This is a genomic window from Burkholderia sp. NRF60-BP8, from assembly GCF_001522585.2.
Taxonomy (GTDB): domain Bacteria; phylum Pseudomonadota; class Gammaproteobacteria; order Burkholderiales; family Burkholderiaceae; genus Burkholderia.
In genome coordinates, this window is sequence record NZ_CP013372.1 from 1,777,012 (window position 1) to 1,793,505 (window position 16,494).

The following is a 16,494-nucleotide window of genomic DNA, read 5'->3' on the forward strand; positions in this document are numbered from 1 at the left end:
GCAGCCCGCGGGCTGCTCTTTCTCGTTGGCGACGGGTTGCCGGCGATCGGCGAAGCCGCGCGAGGCGGCTCGTTCGGTGGATCAGAACATCGCGACCTTGTGGCGCGCATGCGCGAACGTCGGGTCGCTTTCGAGCGGCCGATAGTTCAGCCGTTGCGACAGGTCGACCGCCGCGCCGCACACGGCTTCGACGAGCCGCTCCTTCTCGCCGGCGTCGCCGATCTCCGAGCGCGGCACCGTCGCGGTGATCGCCGCGACGATGGAGCCCGAGTGATCGCGCACGGGCGCGGTCACGGCCGAAATGCCGCTCTCGAACGCCGCCTCGCTGACCGCGTAGCCGAGCCGCGCGTAATGACGCACGCGTTCGTACAGTTCGTCCACGGTGCCGGGCGTGCGCTCGGTGAACTGTTCGAGTTTCTTCTCCGGATAGAGCTGCCGCAACGCGTCGCGCGTCAGGTCGCCCATCAGCACGTGGCCGTGCACGGTCGCATGCGCGGGCAGGCGCGTGCCGACGTGCACCTTCACCGAACCGAACATCGACGCATTGCTCTGCGCCTTCGCGACGAACACCACGTCACGCTGGTCGCGGATCAGCAGGTGCGTCGACAGGCCGGTGGAATCGCGCAGCCGTTCGAGCACGGGCGCGCCGAGATCGGTCAGTTCGAGCGAATTCAGGTATTCGAAGCCGAGCCGCAGCACGCCGACGCCGAGCCGGAAATAGCGATCGCCGTTCACGCGTTCGAGAAAACCGAGCGCTTCGAGCGTCTGCAGCAGGCGGAACGTGGTCGTGCGCGGAATGCCGATGCGCTTCGACAGCTCGGGCGCGCCGAGCACCGGCTCGCGCGCGGAGAATTCGGCGAGGATTCGCAGCCCGCGTTCGAGGCCGGGCACCAGATACGACGACGCGCCGCCGGACGGCTCGTCGTCGCCGGGCGCTGCCGGATCGGGTGCATCGCTCATCGTTGTCTTGACCATGTGGACATGGACGGAAGGAAGTCGGTCACGAAACAGGTCATCGATCGTCGTGGATATTCGGTCATGCTACCTCAGTGCGCGCATGGCTCGCACCGGCGCGCGGCGCCGCGAGGCGGCATGCGCGCCCACGCCGCGATGACGCGTCACTCAAGGTCGAGAGGATAGCAGCGTTGGACGGCGCGACGCCATGCGGATATCGCCGAACGGCGGGAAAGCGGCCGCGCGGCGCCGGCGCGCGGCCGCCAACGGGTCACGGCGGAAACGGCGCGAGATTCGACGCCCGACGGCCTACAGGCGCGACAGATAAACGCGAATGGTCGTGCGGTCGTACGTAAAACCGCCGGCCGGATCCGGCTGCAGCACCCGTGCCAGATCGACAGGATGCAGCCATCCGGCGCCCAGCAGGCCGCCGTTGATCCCGCGGATCCGGGTGCCGCCCACGGCGATCGCGGCGTGAAAGACATTGCCGCCGCGGGCGAAACCGACCGCAGTGCCCGCCGGAATGCTCGCGCGTCCGTCCCATTGATCGCCGGTCTCGAAGTTGAAGCGCGTCTTCCACAGCTGACCGATCGTGTCGAGCAGCACACCGGGCGCGATCATCGTGTCGGCGCGCAGCAGATACCGGACATACGCCGCGGCGTCGTAGCACACGCCGCCGGACACGTACTCGTCGATGTTCGCCATCCCGAACATCAATGCTTGCGCGTGTTTTTGCCGCTCGGCGATGCCGGATTGGGCGACATGCCCGCCTAACTGGGTCAGTTGCACGGATAGCTCCTCTCAGGAAAGCGGGACGTCATTGTCCCGCCGATGCGATCTCTTCATATCTTATTACGATATCCGTCGATCTCTACCCGGCCCGGCACGTCACGGCATGCGCGCCGCCGACGCCGGTGCGGCCGCCGCCGCGTCGGGATTGGGCGCGAGCCGCAGGCGCACGCGCAACGGCTGCAGCATGTCCGGCGGCGGCGGCTCGGTCAGCGGGCCGGCCGTCAGCAGTTGTCGCAGCGTCGCGTCCGCGTCCGGATCGCCGAGCGACGCGAATTCGACGCGCGTGACGACGCCGTTCGCGCCGATCCACGCACGCACGACGATCGCGGGCGGCGGCGCATCGGCGCGCGCGTTCAGCACGCGCGTCTCGAGATAGCGGTGGAGCCGATCGGCCGCGTCGCCGTCCGCTTCGAGCCACGTCTGGAACTGCTGCCCGGCGAGCTGGCCATAGCGGATCCACGCTTGCGGCACGTCGGCCGTCTGCGCGACGGCCGGGGCCGCGCCCGCGGCCAGCACCGACGCGACGACGATCGCCCCCAGCCATCCCGATGCGCGCTGCTTGCGCATTCGCTTCATCCCGCCTCCCGTTTCGACGACGAATCCGCCCGGCCGATCTCGATCGGCACATACAGCCGCGTGCCGCCACGCTGCACCAGCAGCGCGACGTTGCCGTGCGCGGCATCGATTCCGGCCATCAGCGCGCCGATGCTCGCGACCGGCACGCCATTGACCGACAGCACGGCATCGCCGGGCTGCAACCCCGCGCGCGCCGCCTGGCCGCTCGCCTGTTCGACGACGAGGGCCTGGCCGACGCCGAGCCGCTGGCGCTCCTGCTCCGTCGCAGCCCGCAGCGCGAGCCCGAACCGCGCAGGCCCCTGTTCGCCGCCCGCCGACGCCGTGCCGCTGTCGAACGCGCCGACCGTCGCGATCACGTGCATCGCCCGGCCCGCGCGCCACACGAGCAGATCGGTTTGCCGGCCCGCCCGCATGGCCGCAACCATGCCGAGCAAATCCGCCGATTCCGCGACCGGCTTGCCGTCGACCGCGAGCACGACGTCGCCCGCCTTCAGGCCCGCGCGCGCGGCCGGGCCGTCCGGCTCGACCATCGTGATCAGCGCACCGTCCGGGCTCGCGAGGCCGAACGAACGCGCGAGCGCCTGGCTCACTTCCTGCAGGGCCACGCCGAGCCGGCCGCGCGTGACCTTGCCGGTGCGCAGCAACTGATCCTTCACGTCGAGCGCGATGTCGATCGGAATCGCGAACGCGAGCCCCTGGTAGCCGCCCGTCTTCGAGAAGATCATCGAGTTGATCGCGATCACGCGGCCGCTCAGGTCGAACAGCGGGCCGCCCGAATTGCCGGGATTGATCGGCACGTCGGTCTGGATGAACGGAATCGCCTGCTCGCCGGGCAGGGAACGCGATTTCGCGCTGACGATGCCCTGCGTGACCGTATTCGCGAACCCGTACGGCGACCCGATGGCCATCACCCAGTCGCCGACCTCGGTGCGCGCCGGGTCGCCGGTCGCGACGACCGGCAGGTCGTGCGCGTCGATGCGGATCACCGCGACGTCGGATACGGGATCGCTGCCGATCACGCGCCCCTTGAACTGGCGCTTGTCGGTCAGCTTCACGTCGATGGCGAGCGCGTCGCCGACCACGTGCCGGTTGGTCAGGATCACGCCGTCCGCGCTCACGATGAAGCCGGAGCCGAGGCTCACCTCCTCGCGGTTGCCGATCACGCGCCGCGCGAGAAACGGCGCGAGCGGATGATCGGGCGCGATGCCGGGCGGCAACTGGATCCCCATCTGCGTGACTTCGCGCGTGACGCTGATGTTGACGACCGCCGGCCCGACGCGCCGCACGAGCGCCGCGAAGTTCGGCAGCGCAACCGTGGGCGTGCCGGCCCCCTGCACCGCGCGCTCGGCGCCGGTGGCCGCGCCGCATGCGCAGGCGAGCGTCACAGCGAGCCCGGCCGCGAGCGCCGCCCCGCTGCCGATGTGCTTGCCCGATTTCACGTTGCTGCTCCTCGTCGGTTCGCGCCGGTGCGCCACCGGCCCATGCCCGTTCCCCAACCGTTGGTCCGCCGCACCGTTCGCGTGCGGCGGCTGCACGAGCGCTTCACTTCGGCGGCACGGCAACCGGCGCATTCGGCCGTTGCGGCGTCACGGATTTGCCCCAGTTCGCGCCGAAGCGATTCCGCTCGGTCGACAGGTTGAACGTGCCGAGACGGTTCGACGGCTGCTTCGACAGCCGCTCCGAATCCGTTTGCGACGCGCCCGCCTGCGGCTCGGCCTTCGGCTTCAGTTGTTCGCTCAGGCAGTCGTACGACAGCGCGCGCTTGCCGTCGACTTCCGCGTCGACGCACACCGGCTTCGCGGCCGAGCCGGGCTCGGTCGCCGCCGCGCGGCCGCCCTGCGCATGCGCGCCGGCCGCCAGCAGCAGGCAGACGATCGCCGCCGCGATGCCGTTTCGTCGCCGCTTCATCCGCGCCTCCATCGGTAACGACGCCATCGCGCGCATGCCGTCATGCTCCCGTGCCGGCCGCCGGCGCACGGGCCAGGAAGCGCCCGAACGCCGCGCGATCGGCTGCGTCGACGGCCGGTTCGCCCGCATCGACATGCCGCGCCCATGCCTCGCGCATGCCGTCGACCGGCTGCCACGCGTGCACTTGCGCGCCGGTCGGATACGGCGTGACGAGCGGCTCCCGGTAGTCGACGCGAAACAGCGGCGCCGCGTCGTTGCCGGCCGTCCACAAATCGCCGACGTCGCGCACGCTCGCGTCGAACCAGAAGCGCACCCAGCGAACGGCTGGCGGGCGCGCATCGTCGGCCGGCGTACCGGCGGCCGGCATACCGGCTCCGGGCGTACCGGCTCCGGGCATACGGACGCCCGGCGCAGCGATGCCCGACGCATCCGGCACGCGCAGGAAACCGGCCAGGACGAGCAGCACGGCGGCGAGATCGTCGTCGCGCAACGTCCTGTACGACCAGAGATCCGCGACATCCGCGCACGAGATCACCGCGATGAAGCGCCCGATCGTGAGCGCGGGCCACGCGCGTCGCATCAGCGCGTAATGCCGCGGCCACTGCGCGATGAAACGGTCCCGATGACGAGCCGCGACCTGCACGTCGCGCGAGCCGCGAATCGTCGGCTCCTCCGGTTGATACTGGCGTGTGGTGAGCACGCACTGCGCGGAACATCGCGCGCTGCGGTGCCGCGCATAGCCGCCCGCGCCGGGCAGCGGCTCCAGCGCGCCGAAGCACAGCGGACAATGCGTCGGCCACTCGCCGGGCCGGCCCGGCCACGGGTTCGCCTTCGGCATGCGCGGACGGTCGGAGGCGGCGGCGGAGCGACGACGCCCCGGCGTACGCGCGTCGGGCGCCTCGACGCGCGGCGTCGAACGGAGCGTGGCCATGAGCGCGCCTACCGGGCCGACGCGAGCGCTTTCTTCAGCGCGTCTTCGTTGATCGGGGCGTTCGCGGCCAGCTTCGCGAGATACGCCTGGGCATTCTGCTGCGTGCGCTGGGCGCGCAGCATCGCGCGCAGTTGCTCCTTCACGTCGGCCAGCGGACGCGGCGCGGCCGCGCGTATCTCGATCAGCTTCACGACGTGGAAACCGGCCGGTGTCTGGATCGGCGCGGAGACCTGGCCCGGCTTCAACGCGTCGGCGGCCTGACGGACCGCCGGCACCATCAGCTGCTCGGGCACGAAACCGAGATCACCGCCGTTCGCGGCGCTCGCCTTGTCCTGCGAGTTCGCCTTCGCCAGCGCCGCGAAATCGCCGTTGCGCGCGCGGCTCGCGAGATCGGCGGCCTGCTTGCGCGCCTTGTCGAGCGTCGCGGCATCCGCGTTCGGCGGCACCGCGACATAGATCTGCGCGACGTGCAGCGCACGCGGCGCCGTGAACGCCGCGCGGTTCTTGTCGTAGGCCGACTGGAGCTCCGCGTCCGACGGGTAGTCGGCCGGCGGCGCATTCACCGACGCGAGATAGCTGCGCACGACGATTTCGCGCTGCGCCTGCTCGACGGCTGCCTGCACCTGCGGCTGCCGGTCCCAGCCCTTCGACTTCGCCTCGGCCAGCACGGCCTTCTGCGCGAGCGTCGAGCGCACGACCTGGTCCAGCGCCGCGGGATCGGCCGCGAGGCGCTCGCGCCCTTCCGCGCTCACGGTCTTCAACAGCCCGGCGATGTCGGCCTGCGTGACCGACGCCTGCGCGGCGTTCGCGATCACGTCGTCCTGCGCGCATGCCGCGAGCGGCACGCCCAGCGCGAGAGCGCCCGCCACCATCGCCAGCATCTTCATCTTCGTCATCATCGTTCGACTGCCCTCTCGATTGCTTCTTTCAAATACGGACGCCGTATCAGCGTGCGTCCGTCAGCGCCACACGCAGCACGAGCGGTTGCGTCATCCCGCGCGGCGGCACCATGCCGATCTCCCTGCCGGCAAACGCTGCGTGCAGTGCGGCGTCGAGCACCGCCTGCCCGGCCGCCGCGCTGTCGACCCGCGTCACCCGCCCGCGCTGGTCGAGCCATGCGCGCACCGGCAGCACGGGCCCGTCGTCGCCGGCATCGGCCCGCGCGTCGGCCCAACGTTCGATGTCCGCGCGCAGTCGGCCCGCGGCCGCATCGTCGCCATCGAGCGCCGTCTGCAGCCACTGCGCGACGTGTTGCGCGTACGTGCGCCACGCGACAGGCGCGTCACCCGCGGCCGTCGCGTCGGCTCGCGTGCGGCCCGGCAGCCACGCGCGCAGCGCGGCACCGAGCCGGTGCGCGACGATCACGATTGCGCGGCCGCTTCGACGGAGGCGGCCGTGGCGCGCGGCTCGCCGGCCGCCGCCCGCGCCGCCGCTTCCTGCTCGGCCATCGCGGGGCGGTTGCGCAGGTGCAGCAGGAATTCCTGGATCAACCGATCCCACAGCTCGACCGTCGAGCGCAGATAGCGCTCGGACACGCCGCCCGCGACGACGACGTCCATCTCCAGCGCAAGAAACTGCCCGTGGCTCGCAAGACGCGCGAAGCGCTTGGTGCGGTTCCAGTCCGCGACGAGTTCGGCCGGCAATTCGCCCTGCACTTGCAGCACGCACGACAGCGTGTAGTCGATGTACGGCAGCGCGGCGAGCGGCGTGTCGGCGCCCTGCGGCGCGAGCGGCGCCGCCGGGTTGCCGAAGCGCACCGCGAAGCCGATGCCCTGGCTCGCGCTCATCAGTTGCACCGAGCCGTTCTGCTCGGCGGCCGTCACGCGGTAGCCGGCACGGCGCAGCACGTCGGCCAGATGGTCCGCGCTGATCGCTTCGATCGGCGCATCGTGTGCCGCGCGTTCGGCGCCGGCGTTCGGTTGCTGGTCTTGCATGTCGAGGTTCTCCCTGTTCGACGAGTCGATGGATTCCAATGCGATATCGGGCGGCACGCTCACGGCGCGCTCGCCGCCGATGCCGGTGCGGGTGCCGTGGTGGCCGCACGCGCGGCCGGATCGTACTTTCCCGCATACAACGCATCGCCGTAGCGCTGCGCGAGATCGTCGTACTTCACGCGGGCCGACTGCGCGAACGGCTGCCTCGACGCGAGGAACGTGCCGATCCCGACATGCTCGTACGCGTCGAGAATCTCGTGCCCGACGCGATACAGCTCGGCATTGTGTGCCTGGCAGGTTTTCAGTTGCGTGTCACGCGCGGCGACGTCCTTCTGCAGTTGCGCGTGCTGCGCATCGCGGGCGCGCGACACGGCAAGCAAGTCCTCATAGGACGCCTTGTATTTCGCGAGCGACTTCGCGTCCTGCTCGCGGCCGGCCCGCTCCTGCGCGAGCGCGCGCTTCGCGGCCGCCTCGGCGCCCGAGTCGCCGCGCGCCGCTGCAAGCTGGCCCTGCATCGCCTTCAGTTGCGCGAGCGCATCGTCGCGCTGCTTCTCGGCCGCCGCCTTGTCGCTCTGCAATTGCGCCTGACTGTCCTGCAACTGGCGCAGCTCCTGCACGGTCGAGCGCAGCTGGCTGCGCAGCTTGTCCTCGATGCTCTGCGCGTGCGCGCCGACGGCCGCGAACAACAGCGCGGCGGCGACGGCGGCCGCCGGCATCGTGCGAGTGATCGTATTCATGCGCGGCTCCGGTCAGAAGCGAGCATTGAGCTCGATCTGCAGCACGTCGATCGACACCGGCGGCCCGTACACTTCCTTCGAGCTCAGGTAGCGGGCCGACACCCACGTGTCGCGCGCGACCGCATAGGCTGCGCCGATCACGTAGCCGCGTGCGTTGGTGCCGCCGAGATGGAAATCGGGATCGTTGAACGCGTCGAGCACGGCGTCCGGCTGCAGGTACTTGTACGCGATCGAGAAATTCCACTGGCCCTTCTCGCGCGGCTCCGGCTCGCCGACCGTCGCCTTCGCGAGGAAGCCGTTCGGGCCGCTGCGATAGTCGGCCCGCGTCGCGTTCACCGACGTCGCTTCGTAGTTGTTGACCGGCAACGACGCCGCCGCGAACGCCTTGTTGTCGTTGTACGCGAGGTTGCGCACGTATTCGCCGTCCAGGCGCAGCTTGAAGCGGTCGGCCACGACGGTATCCCACTGCGCCTTCAGGTCGAGCAACCGGTAGTTGTATGCGAGCCCGAAGAGCTGCGGCTGCGGTGTCATCCCCGGCGCGAGGTTCGGGTTCTGCACGATGTTGCGCAGCGCGATCAGCGTGTTGCCGCCCTGCATGAACGCGGGCGCCTCGTTGTCGGTGCTGCAGTTGGTCGCGCCGAGATACAGCGCGCACGGCGACGACAGCGTGCCGCGCATGTTCTGGAAGTCGTAGTACGCGACCGCACCGCGCAGCCGGTTCTTCGCGTCGATCTTCCAGTCGGCGCCGAACTGCGCGCCGAACATCCACTTCGTGTCGCTGCCGGCCTTGTCGGTGCTGTTCGACGGGAAGTTCTCGCCCGTGTACTGGATCGGGAACACGCCGAGCGTGCCGAACAGCGTGACGTCCGGATTCCACGGCAGCGCATGGCGCAGGTTCGCCGCGAGCCCGTCCATCATCAGGTCGTCGGAGAACACGAGGTCCGACTTGAAGAACGGATTGTCGAAGCGGCCGGCCGTCAGGTTCAGCCACGGCGTCGGCTTGTACGCGAAGAACGCCTTGTTCAGCCAGATGTTCTTCTTCGCGAAGCCGCCGCCGGCGGTGGCCGTGGTCGACACCGGCCCGTTGTCGTTGCCGCTCGCGAGCTGGATGCCGGCCGTCATTTCGTCGGACAGCGTCGCGGTCACGCCGAGCCGCGCACGGTAGCGCAGCAGGTTGTTGCGGTTCTGCGTGGTGTTCTGCGTCGGCAACTGCGTCGTGTTGGTGTTCGGGTTGATGTCGAACCCGTTGCCCTGGTTGATCGCCGCGAAGTTCGTGACGTTGTTCGCGTTGCGGCTGCCGTAGAAGTGATACTCGTCGCGCACGCGCAGGTCGCCGTCGAGCTTGATGCGCGACACCCAGTCGGGGAACGTGTTCGGCTGCGCCCAGTTCTCGGCCTTCGCCTGTGCGATCACTTCCTGCTTCACCTGGTCGCGGATCTGGTCGCGCACAAGTTGCGGCACGTAAGGCACCGCGACGTCGCCCGGCTGCGTCGGCGGATTGACCACGCCGCCCGCGACGACCGGTGCGCCCGACCCGCGCGCGGCCCGCGCCTGCACGGCCTCGGTGCGCGCCTCGCTGATCAGCTCGTTCGCATTCTGCTGCGTGAGCACGCCGCGCTTGACGAGCAGGTTGATCAGGTTGATCACCACGCTTTCCGTCGGCGCGGCCTTCCCCGATGCCGCCTGCGCCTCGAGCGATTGCGCCTGTGCGACGGACGCGCACGTCAGCCCCAGCGTCAGCACCGCCGCGCCGACGCGCGACAGGCGCGCGGGCGGCGCGCCGTTGCAGGGCACCCCGCCCCGTCCGTTCATCTTCCGAGTCATCTAGTGCTCCGAACAATTTTCGTTTCTTTTCCGGCAGGATCCGTGCGACGGACCTGCCCCATGATTCTTTCGTGGTCTCTCTCGCGCATCGTCATGCCGGCTTGCGTCCCTGGAGCTTGACGAGCACCGGGTACGACGTCGCCGGCGGCGGCACTTCGTCGACCTTGCCGAGCGCCTCGACCGCCGCGACGACCGCCGCATCGATCTTCGCGTCGCCGGTCGACTGCGCGACCGTCACCTTCGTGATCCGCCCCGACGCATCCATCCACAGGTTCAGGCTGCCGGCGAACCGCGCGCCGCCGACCTCCTGCACGCCCTTGTCCTGTTCGATCGCGCGCTGCAGCACGTACACCATGTACTGCGCATAGCTCGCGTTGCCGAACTTGCCGCCCCCGCCGCTGCCGACCATGCCCGAGCCGTCGCCCGCGCCGATGTTGAAGCTGTCGGTGCCGGCCTGCGCGGGCGCGTTCATCGTCATCTGCTTCGGCTGGTTGTCCGACGGCTTCGGCGCCTCGGACGGCTTCGGCGCGATCGTCGGCCGCTCGACCGGCGTCTTGACCTCTTCCTTCACCTTCTCGGGCGGCGGCTTCTGCTTCGGCGGCGGCGGGGGCGGCGGCAACGGGATCACCGTCGTCACCTGCGGCGCGCTCGCGCGCTTCACGCCCGCGGTGTCCCCCGCGAAATGCCAGATCAGCGCGGCGAGCCCGGCGAGCACGAGCGCGAGCGCAACCGGCTTCACGAAACGGCCGGGGCCTTTCTGCGGCGGGCCGCCGTTGTAGGTCATTTCCATCGCGTCAGCCGCCCTGCTTCGCCTTGCCGGTCACGAGCCCGACCTGCGACAGGTCGAGCCGGCGCAGCAGGTCGAGCACGTCCATGACCTTCTGGTACTGCACGGCTGCGTCGCCCTTCAGCACGATCGGGAATTCCGGATTGGTCGCCTTCTCGGTGCGCAAGCGGCTTTCGAGCTCGTCCATCGTCACCGGATACGCGTCGAGGAACACCTGCCCCGAATCGGCGACCGTGATCGCCTTCGTCTTCGGTTTCGCGAGGCTCGCGGACGAGCTCGCCTTCGGCAGGTCGACCTTGATGCCCTGCACCGACGCGGTCGTCATGATGATGAAGATGATCAGCAGCACGTACGCGAGGTCGAGCATCGGCGTGATGTTGATGTCGTCGTACGGCTTGTCGTCGTCCTGAACCTGCATGGTGGTCTCCTGCGTGCGTTCAGTCGGCCAGCACCGCGTGGTCGGGCGCGCGATGCGCTTCGGCCAGGCGCGTGACGAATTCGTCGACGAACACCTGCATGTTCGCGGTCACGTTCTTGTTGCGGATCAGCAGGTAGTTGTAGCCGAACAGCGCGGGAATCGCGACGAACAGGCCCGTGACGGTGGCGAGCAGCGCGGCCGCGATACCCGGTGCGATCGCGTTCACGTTCACGTCGCCGGCCGCCGCGATCGCCGCGAACGTGATCATCACGCCGACCACCGTGCCGAGCAGGCCGAGGAACGGGCCGCCCGAGATCGCGATCGTCAGCAGTACCATCGATTTCGACAGCCGCTGGTTCTCGCGCACGAGCGTCGCGTCCATCGACGCGCGGATCGCCTCGATCGATTCGGACGTGATCACCGTGCGGCCGTTGCCGTCCACGCGGCTGTGAATTTCATGCACGCCGGCCTTGTACAGCCGGTACAGCGACGACTGGTACAGGCGCCGTCCTTCCGCGCTGCCTTCGTCGACGTGCGCGAGGCCGATCAGGTGACGCCCGGCCACTTCGCGGAAACGCTGCACGAAATACTGGTTCGCCTTGTCGACGGTGCCGACGTAGCGTGCCTTCGTCCACATCACGATCCACGACACGAGCGCCATCCCGAGCAGGATCGTGATCACGACCCACGCGTCGACGGTCACCGACTGCACGATCACGCCGAAGTAGCCGAAGCCGAAGCCCGACTGCTTCTCGTCGGCGCCGTACGCGACCAGCTTCGATTCCGAGCCTTGCGCGAGCGCGTCGACCGCGATCGCGGCCGGCGAACGCGCGATCTTCGACAGACGCAGTTCGTCGAGCGCGCCCGCATACGCGGCAAAGCCGGCCGGTGCGCCGGGCGCATCCGCGCCGATCGTCGTCACGCCGTTCAGCGCGGGCAGCGTTGCCGCGACCTGCGACACCTGCTTGCCGTTCGCGTAGACGGTCAGGTTCTTGCCGTCGGCCGTGACCGCGACATACGTCCACTGGTTCGCGGCGACCGGCGACGCGGCCGGCGTGCGCACCGGCGCCGGATTGCCGGCCGCGCCCTGGACTTCCGCGAACGGCACGCCGTTGTCGAGGCCGATCAGCAGCGCGTTCGCGCCGTCGCGGCGACCGTACAGCAGCGTGTTCGGCGCGAGCGCCGACGGCTTGACCCATGCGCTGAACGTGAAGCTGCCGCCGGCCGGCACGTTCAGCGACGGGCTCGCCGGCAGCGTCAGCGACCCCGTGCCGTCGAACCGCGCGCCCTTGCCGACGATGCCGTCCTCGATCGTGCGGAACGACGCGTTCTGCGCGTGGTTGCCGTACGCGGTCGCGTCCTTCGGCGGGGCGCCGGCCGCGCCGTTGAAGTGATAGACGAGCGTGTAGTCGGGGTCGAACGTCTCGGCCGGCTTGCCGCCGTCCGGCGCCTTCTTGTTGCCGTAGTACATCCAGATCGACTCCGCGGCGCCGGCCGGCAGCTTCGGCACGTCGACCCAGATCAGCGCGACGCCGAGCACCGGATCGTATTGCTCGACATGGAAGTTCAGCGGCGTCTTGTCGTCGGCCGCGACGAAGCGGATGTCGGCGCCGTTGTCGGCCAGCCCGTCGAACTGGAAGTTGCCCGAATGCAGGCGAATCAGCAGCGGCACGCGGCCGGCCGATTCCGCGAGGTTCGCGCCCTTCGGGCTCGCGTCGATCGTGATCGCCTTTCGGTACGACCAGTCGTTCTGCCACCATGCGTTCGCGATGCCGGGCAGCACGCCGAGCATCACCGCCAACAGGAAAAACAAGACTCGCTTCACGATCCACTCCCCGAATGGGCGGGCGCCGCGCTCGTCGCATCGCCCCGCCACGAACAAAAAATCCGTCAGAAACCCAGCCTTACGTAGAAATCGAACCGCGGGCTGTACTGCCGCGTGTAGACGCCGGCCTTCAACGGCCAGCCGGCCTCGAAATCCGCGCTCGCGTATTTCATGAGCTGCAGCCGCGTGCCGACGCCGACGCTCATCAGGTTGAAGCGCGACGTCTGCTCCGGCAGCGGGCTCAGCAGCCACAGGTGCGCCGCGTCGAAGAACGCATGGAAGCGCCATTCGTTCACCCGGCTGCCGACCGCGCCGCCGAGCCACTTCGACAGCGACGGGCTGCGCAACTCCAGCGACGCGATCACGCCGCTGTCGGCCGTGTCTTCCGCCTGCATGTAGCCGCGCACGCTGTTCATCCCGCCGGCGGCGAACTGCTCGCTCGACACGAGCGGCGAGTTCGAGATCTGCCCGCTCACGTGCGCATTGGCCTGCATGTCGTTCGCGAAGCGCTGCGTGTGATTCACGTCGAACTTGCCGTACACGAAATCTGGCGTCGCGTTGTAGCGCTTGTTGTCCCACGCGCCCCAGTCGCTGCCGAGGCCGCGGATGTTCGTCGTCAGCGACGCGGAGAACGACGTCTGCGAGTTCTTCAGGCTCAGCTGGCCGTTGTACGACAGCGTCACCGGCACGTAAGTGAGCGGCGCCGTCGAGCCGCCCTGGCCCGGCAGCGACACGTCTTCGTCGTAGTGCTTGCGGTCGATCTCGATGCTGACCGTATGCGCGTAGGTCTCCGTCGCCGGCAGCGAATAGATCGCGGTGAAGCCGTAGGTAGTGCCCTTGCCGAGCACGTTGGTGTTGCCGACCGACGCGACGTTGCTGTCCGAATGCACGACCGTCGCCAGAAAGCTCCAGCGCGAATCCTTGATCGGCGCGAGATACGAGAACGCGTAGACGCGCGCATCGTTCGGATGCTGCGGCGCGATCACGTAGGTGCCGGAAATCACGTGGCCGAGCTGCCACAGATTCGAATAGCTGAGGCTCGCAGTCGTGCGCAGCGTCGACGTGCCGGGGCTGTTGTCGTTGTTCAGTTCGAGCGAGCCGTGCAGCGGGCTGTGATCGTCGACCTTCAGGTCGACGTCGACCGTCTGCGGCAGCGCGCCCGGCTTCAGCACCGGAATCACCTGGCGGTCCGCCGAGCGGTTCAGGTCGGTGAGCTGCTGCTGGGCCTGATTGAAATCGGGCACCTTGCCTTCGGCCAGCGCGGGCACCGCGTCGCGGATGTTCTGCGGCGAGTTGTATTGCGCGCCGTCCACGCGCAGACGCCCGACCTTCGCCTCGGTCACCTGCAGCAGGATCACGCCGTTCTTCACCTGCTGCTGCGGCAACTCGACGACGACCGACTGGTAGCCGCGATCCTGATACGCCTTCTGCAACGCATCGCGGGCCGCGTTCACGTCGGCGAGCGTGCGGCCCGGCCCTTCGAACGGATACACGGCCTTCTCGATCTCGAGCGTCGGCAACGTCGTGTTGCCGCGCACCACGAAGGCATTCACGTCGAACGACTGCGGCGCGGCGGGCGCCGCCTTCGCGGCCGGCGCGGCAGCGTCCTGCGCATGAACGCCCGGAGCGACGCTCAAGCCTCCGGCCAGCACGGCACCGGCCAGGCATCGGCCATTCAGCCGCCATCGTTCGCGTGACTTGCGGTCTACTCTCGGCGGCATGCGCCATTCCCCTTTGTCGTTCCGGACCGCAGCGAAGCTGTCGCGACCCCGTCGCTCGCCCCGCTATCAGTTGCCTGTTTCACTTTGATGACGATTGATTCGTCATCCTTATCATGATCCGCGCAATGCCTTTCATGCCGTCGAGCCGAACTTAGCCGCGATGCGTCGGCGCCGCCTGCGCATCCGCTTGACAACCGAACTGCGTCACGGCGAATTGCAACAGCGTATCGACGCACGTCGCGAGCGATGCGCGGCCGGTATCGAGCGTGAGATCGGCTTTCACCGGCGGTTCGTACGGCGCCGACACACCGGTGAATTCCGGCAGTGCGCCGCACCGCGCCTTCGCATACAGCCCTTTCGGATCCCGCGCCTCGCAGCACGCCAGCGGCGTGCTCACATACACCTCACGGAACGCCGGCCCGACGATCGCTCTCGCCGCATCGCGCATCGCCGCGAGCGGCGAAATGACCGCGACGATCGCCAGCGCGCCGGATTCGCTCGTCAGTGCCGCGACTTCCGCGATGCGCCGCACGTTTTCGAAACGGTCCTGCACCGTAAAACCGAGATCCCGATTCAGCCCCGTACGCAGCCGGTCGCCGTCGAGCACCACCGGATGCATGCGTCGTTCGCGCAGTCGCGCCGCTACCGCATCGGCCAGCGTCGTCTTGCCCGCCCCCGACAAGCCGGTGAGCCACAACACTCCGCCGGCCCGCCGTGGCGACACGCGCCGCTCGTCGCGGGGCACGTCTACCGATAAGGACGAAACGACGTCGGGAAACCCGCAACGATCGATCTTCATCGCGCACGCTCCGCCGCCTTCGCGGGTTCGTCGTCCTCGCGCGGACGCGTCTGCCAGAAGCCGCCCTGCATCGTCACGATCGACGGCGTCTCGGCCCATTGATGCGGGCTCAGGATTTCGGCACGCCGCACGTTCGGGATCACCTGCACGTCGAAGATCTCGTCGACGCCGTTGAAGAACTGCAGGATGCCGAGCACGTCGCCGGTGTTCGCGTCGAGCGCGGCGACCCCCGCGACCAGCGCATCCGATTCGCTTTCGATCGGCAGCCCCTGCGGGCCGCGTTTGTCGCGCAACTTCGACAGCCCGACGAACAGCACGCCCCCGTATTCGGCGAGACCGTGCGTGAAGCCCGGCAGTTTCGCGAGCACGCGCCGCGCGCCCGACTGCGGATCGATCTGCAGCACGTGGCCGCGGCCGCCTTCGAGCACGTGCAGGCGTCCGCCGATCACGCGCGGCGAATGCGGCATCGACAGCCCCGATGCGACGATCCGGCCGGACGGCACCTCCATCACGATGCCGCCGTCGGCCATCCCGCTGCGCCAGCCGAACGGCTCGTTGCTCATGCCGAGCGCCGTCGCGAACCGCACCTTGCCGTCGGCGAACGCCATGCCGTTCAGGTGGCAGCGATCGTCCGGCACGGTCTCCGTCACGAACGGCGGCTGCCAGATCGGCGTGAAGTTGAAATAGCCGTCGATCACGCTGATGCAGGAATAGCGTGTGTTGACCGCGAGCACGATGTGCTTGTCGAACGCCATGTCGTGCAGGTCGAGATCGCCCGTGTAATAGGCCATGCGCGGCACGAACATCGCGTCGTAGTGATCCGGTCGAGCAGGATAGCGCGGCGCGAGCGTCGATACGTTCGCGAACACCATCAGCTCGTGCATCGTCGCGATCGCGAGCCGCTTGCCCGACACGGCCATCCCCATCGAGCGCGGCAACAGGCACGCGGACAGCGTGGGCACGCCGTCGTCGACGCCGATCACGGCCACGCCGGACGGGCGGCGGCTCACGGCCAGCGAGCACCCGAGCGCCTCGAGCACCTGCAGGAAGCGCCCGGTGTCGCGCAGGTTGATGACTGGCGACAACGCTTCCGCCTGCCGCGCCGATACGTCGTCCGTCGGCGCATCGGTTTCGCCCGCCGGCCGGATTTCCTCGAACTGTTCCACTGTCATGCACCTGTCGGCTTCACGCCGCCTGATGAGAAAAAATGCTCGCTTGCCTGCCGGCTCGATGCACGCGCATCGGTCGCGAACGGGGCCGCGTACGGCGCACCAAGTCGCAGCTCCCA

The 16,494-nt window shown here is 69.0% G+C and carries 17 protein-coding genes; all 17 read right to left on the reverse strand.

The genetic code is table 11. The features are described 5' to 3' along the window. Window positions 1–81: 81 nt before the first annotated feature. Complete coding sequence (locus WS54_RS08310) at window positions 82–975, reverse strand: IclR family transcriptional regulator (protein WP_027780959.1); 894 nt, start codon at window positions 973–975, stop codon at window positions 82–84. 288 nt (window positions 976–1,263) lie between these two features. Then, window positions 1,264–1,743 carry a type 6 secretion system effector deamidase TecA gene (gene tecA / locus WS54_RS08315; protein WP_034204570.1) on the reverse strand — a complete coding sequence of 160 codons (480 nt, stop codon included), beginning with the start codon at window positions 1,741–1,743 and terminating at the stop codon, window positions 1,264–1,266. Window positions 1,744–1,842: 99 nt separating this feature from the next. Beyond that, on the reverse strand, window positions 1,843–2,322 hold the full coding sequence (locus tag WS54_RS08320; RefSeq protein WP_059783037.1) for a hypothetical protein: 480 nt from the start codon (window positions 2,320–2,322) through the stop codon (window positions 1,843–1,845). Continuing rightward, the gene (locus WS54_RS08325; RefSeq protein WP_059784956.1) at window positions 2,319–3,761 is read right to left on the reverse strand and encodes a Do family serine endopeptidase; all 1,443 of its coding nucleotides are present in this window, start codon (window positions 3,759–3,761) and stop codon (window positions 2,319–2,321) included. The genes WS54_RS08320 and WS54_RS08325 overlap by 4 nt, the downstream gene beginning before the upstream one ends. Window positions 3,762–3,864: 103 nt before the next feature. Next, window positions 3,865–4,230 carry a hypothetical protein gene (locus WS54_RS08330; protein WP_059784953.1) on the reverse strand — a complete coding sequence of 122 codons (366 nt, stop codon included), beginning with the start codon at window positions 4,228–4,230 and terminating at the stop codon, window positions 3,865–3,867. Window positions 4,231–4,270: 40 nt separating this feature from the next. After that, window positions 4,271–5,161 (reverse strand): hypothetical protein, encoded by an 891-nt coding sequence (locus WS54_RS08335; protein ID WP_059783035.1) that lies wholly within the window; start codon window positions 5,159–5,161, stop codon window positions 4,271–4,273. Window positions 5,162–5,169: 8 nt separating this feature from the next. Then, window positions 5,170–6,060: a peptidylprolyl isomerase gene (locus WS54_RS08340; RefSeq protein ID WP_059783033.1), complete on the reverse strand. Its 891-nt coding sequence runs from the start codon at window positions 6,058–6,060 to the stop codon at window positions 5,170–5,172. A gap of 46 nt (window positions 6,061–6,106) precedes the next feature. After that, the gene (locus WS54_RS08345) at window positions 6,107–6,526 is read right to left on the reverse strand and encodes a hypothetical protein (RefSeq protein WP_236872706.1); all 420 of its coding nucleotides are present in this window, start codon (window positions 6,524–6,526) and stop codon (window positions 6,107–6,109) included. Continuing rightward, entirely contained in the window at window positions 6,523–7,095 is a 573-nt protein-coding gene (locus tag WS54_RS08350; protein ID WP_059784945.1) for a YbjN domain-containing protein, read from the reverse strand. Before WS54_RS08350 ends, WS54_RS08345 begins: the two co-directional genes overlap by 4 nt. A 59-nt stretch (window positions 7,096–7,154) precedes the next feature. Next, complete coding sequence (locus tag WS54_RS08355; protein WP_059783031.1) at window positions 7,155–7,832, reverse strand: hypothetical protein; 678 nt, start codon at window positions 7,830–7,832, stop codon at window positions 7,155–7,157. A 12-nt stretch (window positions 7,833–7,844) separates the two neighbouring features. Beyond that, entirely contained in the window at window positions 7,845–9,656 is a 1,812-nt protein-coding gene (locus tag WS54_RS08360) for a putative porin (protein WP_059783029.1), read from the reverse strand. 91 nt (window positions 9,657–9,747) lie between these two features. Beyond that, entirely contained in the window at window positions 9,748–10,446 is a 699-nt protein-coding gene (locus tag WS54_RS08365; RefSeq protein WP_059783027.1) for a TonB family protein, read from the reverse strand. Window positions 10,447–10,450: 4 nt separating this feature from the next. Further along, on the reverse strand, window positions 10,451–10,861 hold the full coding sequence (locus tag WS54_RS08370; RefSeq protein WP_027780971.1) for an ExbD/TolR family protein: 411 nt from the start codon (window positions 10,859–10,861) through the stop codon (window positions 10,451–10,453). Between the two features lie 19 nt (window positions 10,862–10,880). Beyond that, window positions 10,881–12,686 (reverse strand): DUF2341 domain-containing protein, encoded by a 1,806-nt coding sequence (locus WS54_RS08375; protein WP_059784941.1) that lies wholly within the window; start codon window positions 12,684–12,686, stop codon window positions 10,881–10,883. 65 nt (window positions 12,687–12,751) lie between these two features. Further along, window positions 12,752–14,407 (reverse strand): ShlB/FhaC/HecB family hemolysin secretion/activation protein, encoded by a 1,656-nt coding sequence (locus WS54_RS08380; RefSeq protein WP_230624761.1) that lies wholly within the window; start codon window positions 14,405–14,407, stop codon window positions 12,752–12,754. 151 nt (window positions 14,408–14,558) lie between these two features. After that, window positions 14,559–15,206: an adenylyl-sulfate kinase gene (cysC, locus tag WS54_RS08385; RefSeq protein ID WP_034204562.1), complete on the reverse strand. Its 648-nt coding sequence runs from the start codon at window positions 15,204–15,206 to the stop codon at window positions 14,559–14,561. Then, window positions 15,203–16,378 (reverse strand): TIGR03032 family protein, encoded by a 1,176-nt coding sequence (locus WS54_RS08390; RefSeq protein ID WP_059783025.1) that lies wholly within the window; start codon window positions 16,376–16,378, stop codon window positions 15,203–15,205. Before WS54_RS08390 ends, cysC begins: the two co-directional genes overlap by 4 nt. Window positions 16,379–16,494: the final 116 nt, after the last annotated feature.

Excerpts from the sequence above, each read along its gene's own strand:
- WS54_RS08335 (WP_059783035.1), bottom strand. The coding sequence starts at position 5,161 with ATGGCCACGCTCCGTTCGACGCCGCGCGTCGAGGCGCCCGACGCGCGT.
- WS54_RS08365 (WP_059783027.1), bottom strand. The coding sequence starts at position 10,446 with ATGGAAATGACCTACAACGGCGGCCCGCCGCAGAAAGGCCCCGGCCGT.
- WS54_RS08380 (WP_230624761.1), bottom strand. The coding sequence starts at position 14,407 with ATGCCGCCGAGAGTAGACCGCAAGTCACGCGAACGATGGCGGCTGAAT.
- WS54_RS08390 (WP_059783025.1), bottom strand. The coding sequence starts at position 16,378 with ATGACAGTGGAACAGTTCGAGGAAATCCGGCCGGCGGGCGAAACCGAT.
- WS54_RS08340 (WP_059783033.1), bottom strand. The coding sequence starts at position 6,060 with ATGATGACGAAGATGAAGATGCTGGCGATGGTGGCGGGCGCTCTCGCG.
- WS54_RS08355 (WP_059783031.1), bottom strand. The coding sequence starts at position 7,832 with ATGAATACGATCACTCGCACGATGCCGGCGGCCGCCGTCGCCGCCGCG.
- WS54_RS08330 (WP_059784953.1), bottom strand. The coding sequence starts at position 4,230 with ATGAAGCGGCGACGAAACGGCATCGCGGCGGCGATCGTCTGCCTGCTG.
- WS54_RS08310 (WP_027780959.1), bottom strand. The coding sequence starts at position 975 with ATGGTCAAGACAACGATGAGCGATGCACCCGATCCGGCAGCGCCCGGC.
- WS54_RS08360 (WP_059783029.1), bottom strand. The coding sequence starts at position 9,656 with ATGACTCGGAAGATGAACGGACGGGGCGGGGTGCCCTGCAACGGCGCG.
- WS54_RS08370 (WP_027780971.1), bottom strand. The coding sequence starts at position 10,861 with ATGCAGGTTCAGGACGACGACAAGCCGTACGACGACATCAACATCACG.
- WS54_RS08350 (WP_059784945.1), bottom strand. The coding sequence starts at position 7,095 with ATGCAAGACCAGCAACCGAACGCCGGCGCCGAACGCGCGGCACACGAT.
- cysC (WP_034204562.1), bottom strand. The coding sequence starts at position 15,206 with ATGAAGATCGATCGTTGCGGGTTTCCCGACGTCGTTTCGTCCTTATCG.
- WS54_RS08320 (WP_059783037.1), bottom strand. The coding sequence starts at position 2,322 with ATGAAGCGAATGCGCAAGCAGCGCGCATCGGGATGGCTGGGGGCGATC.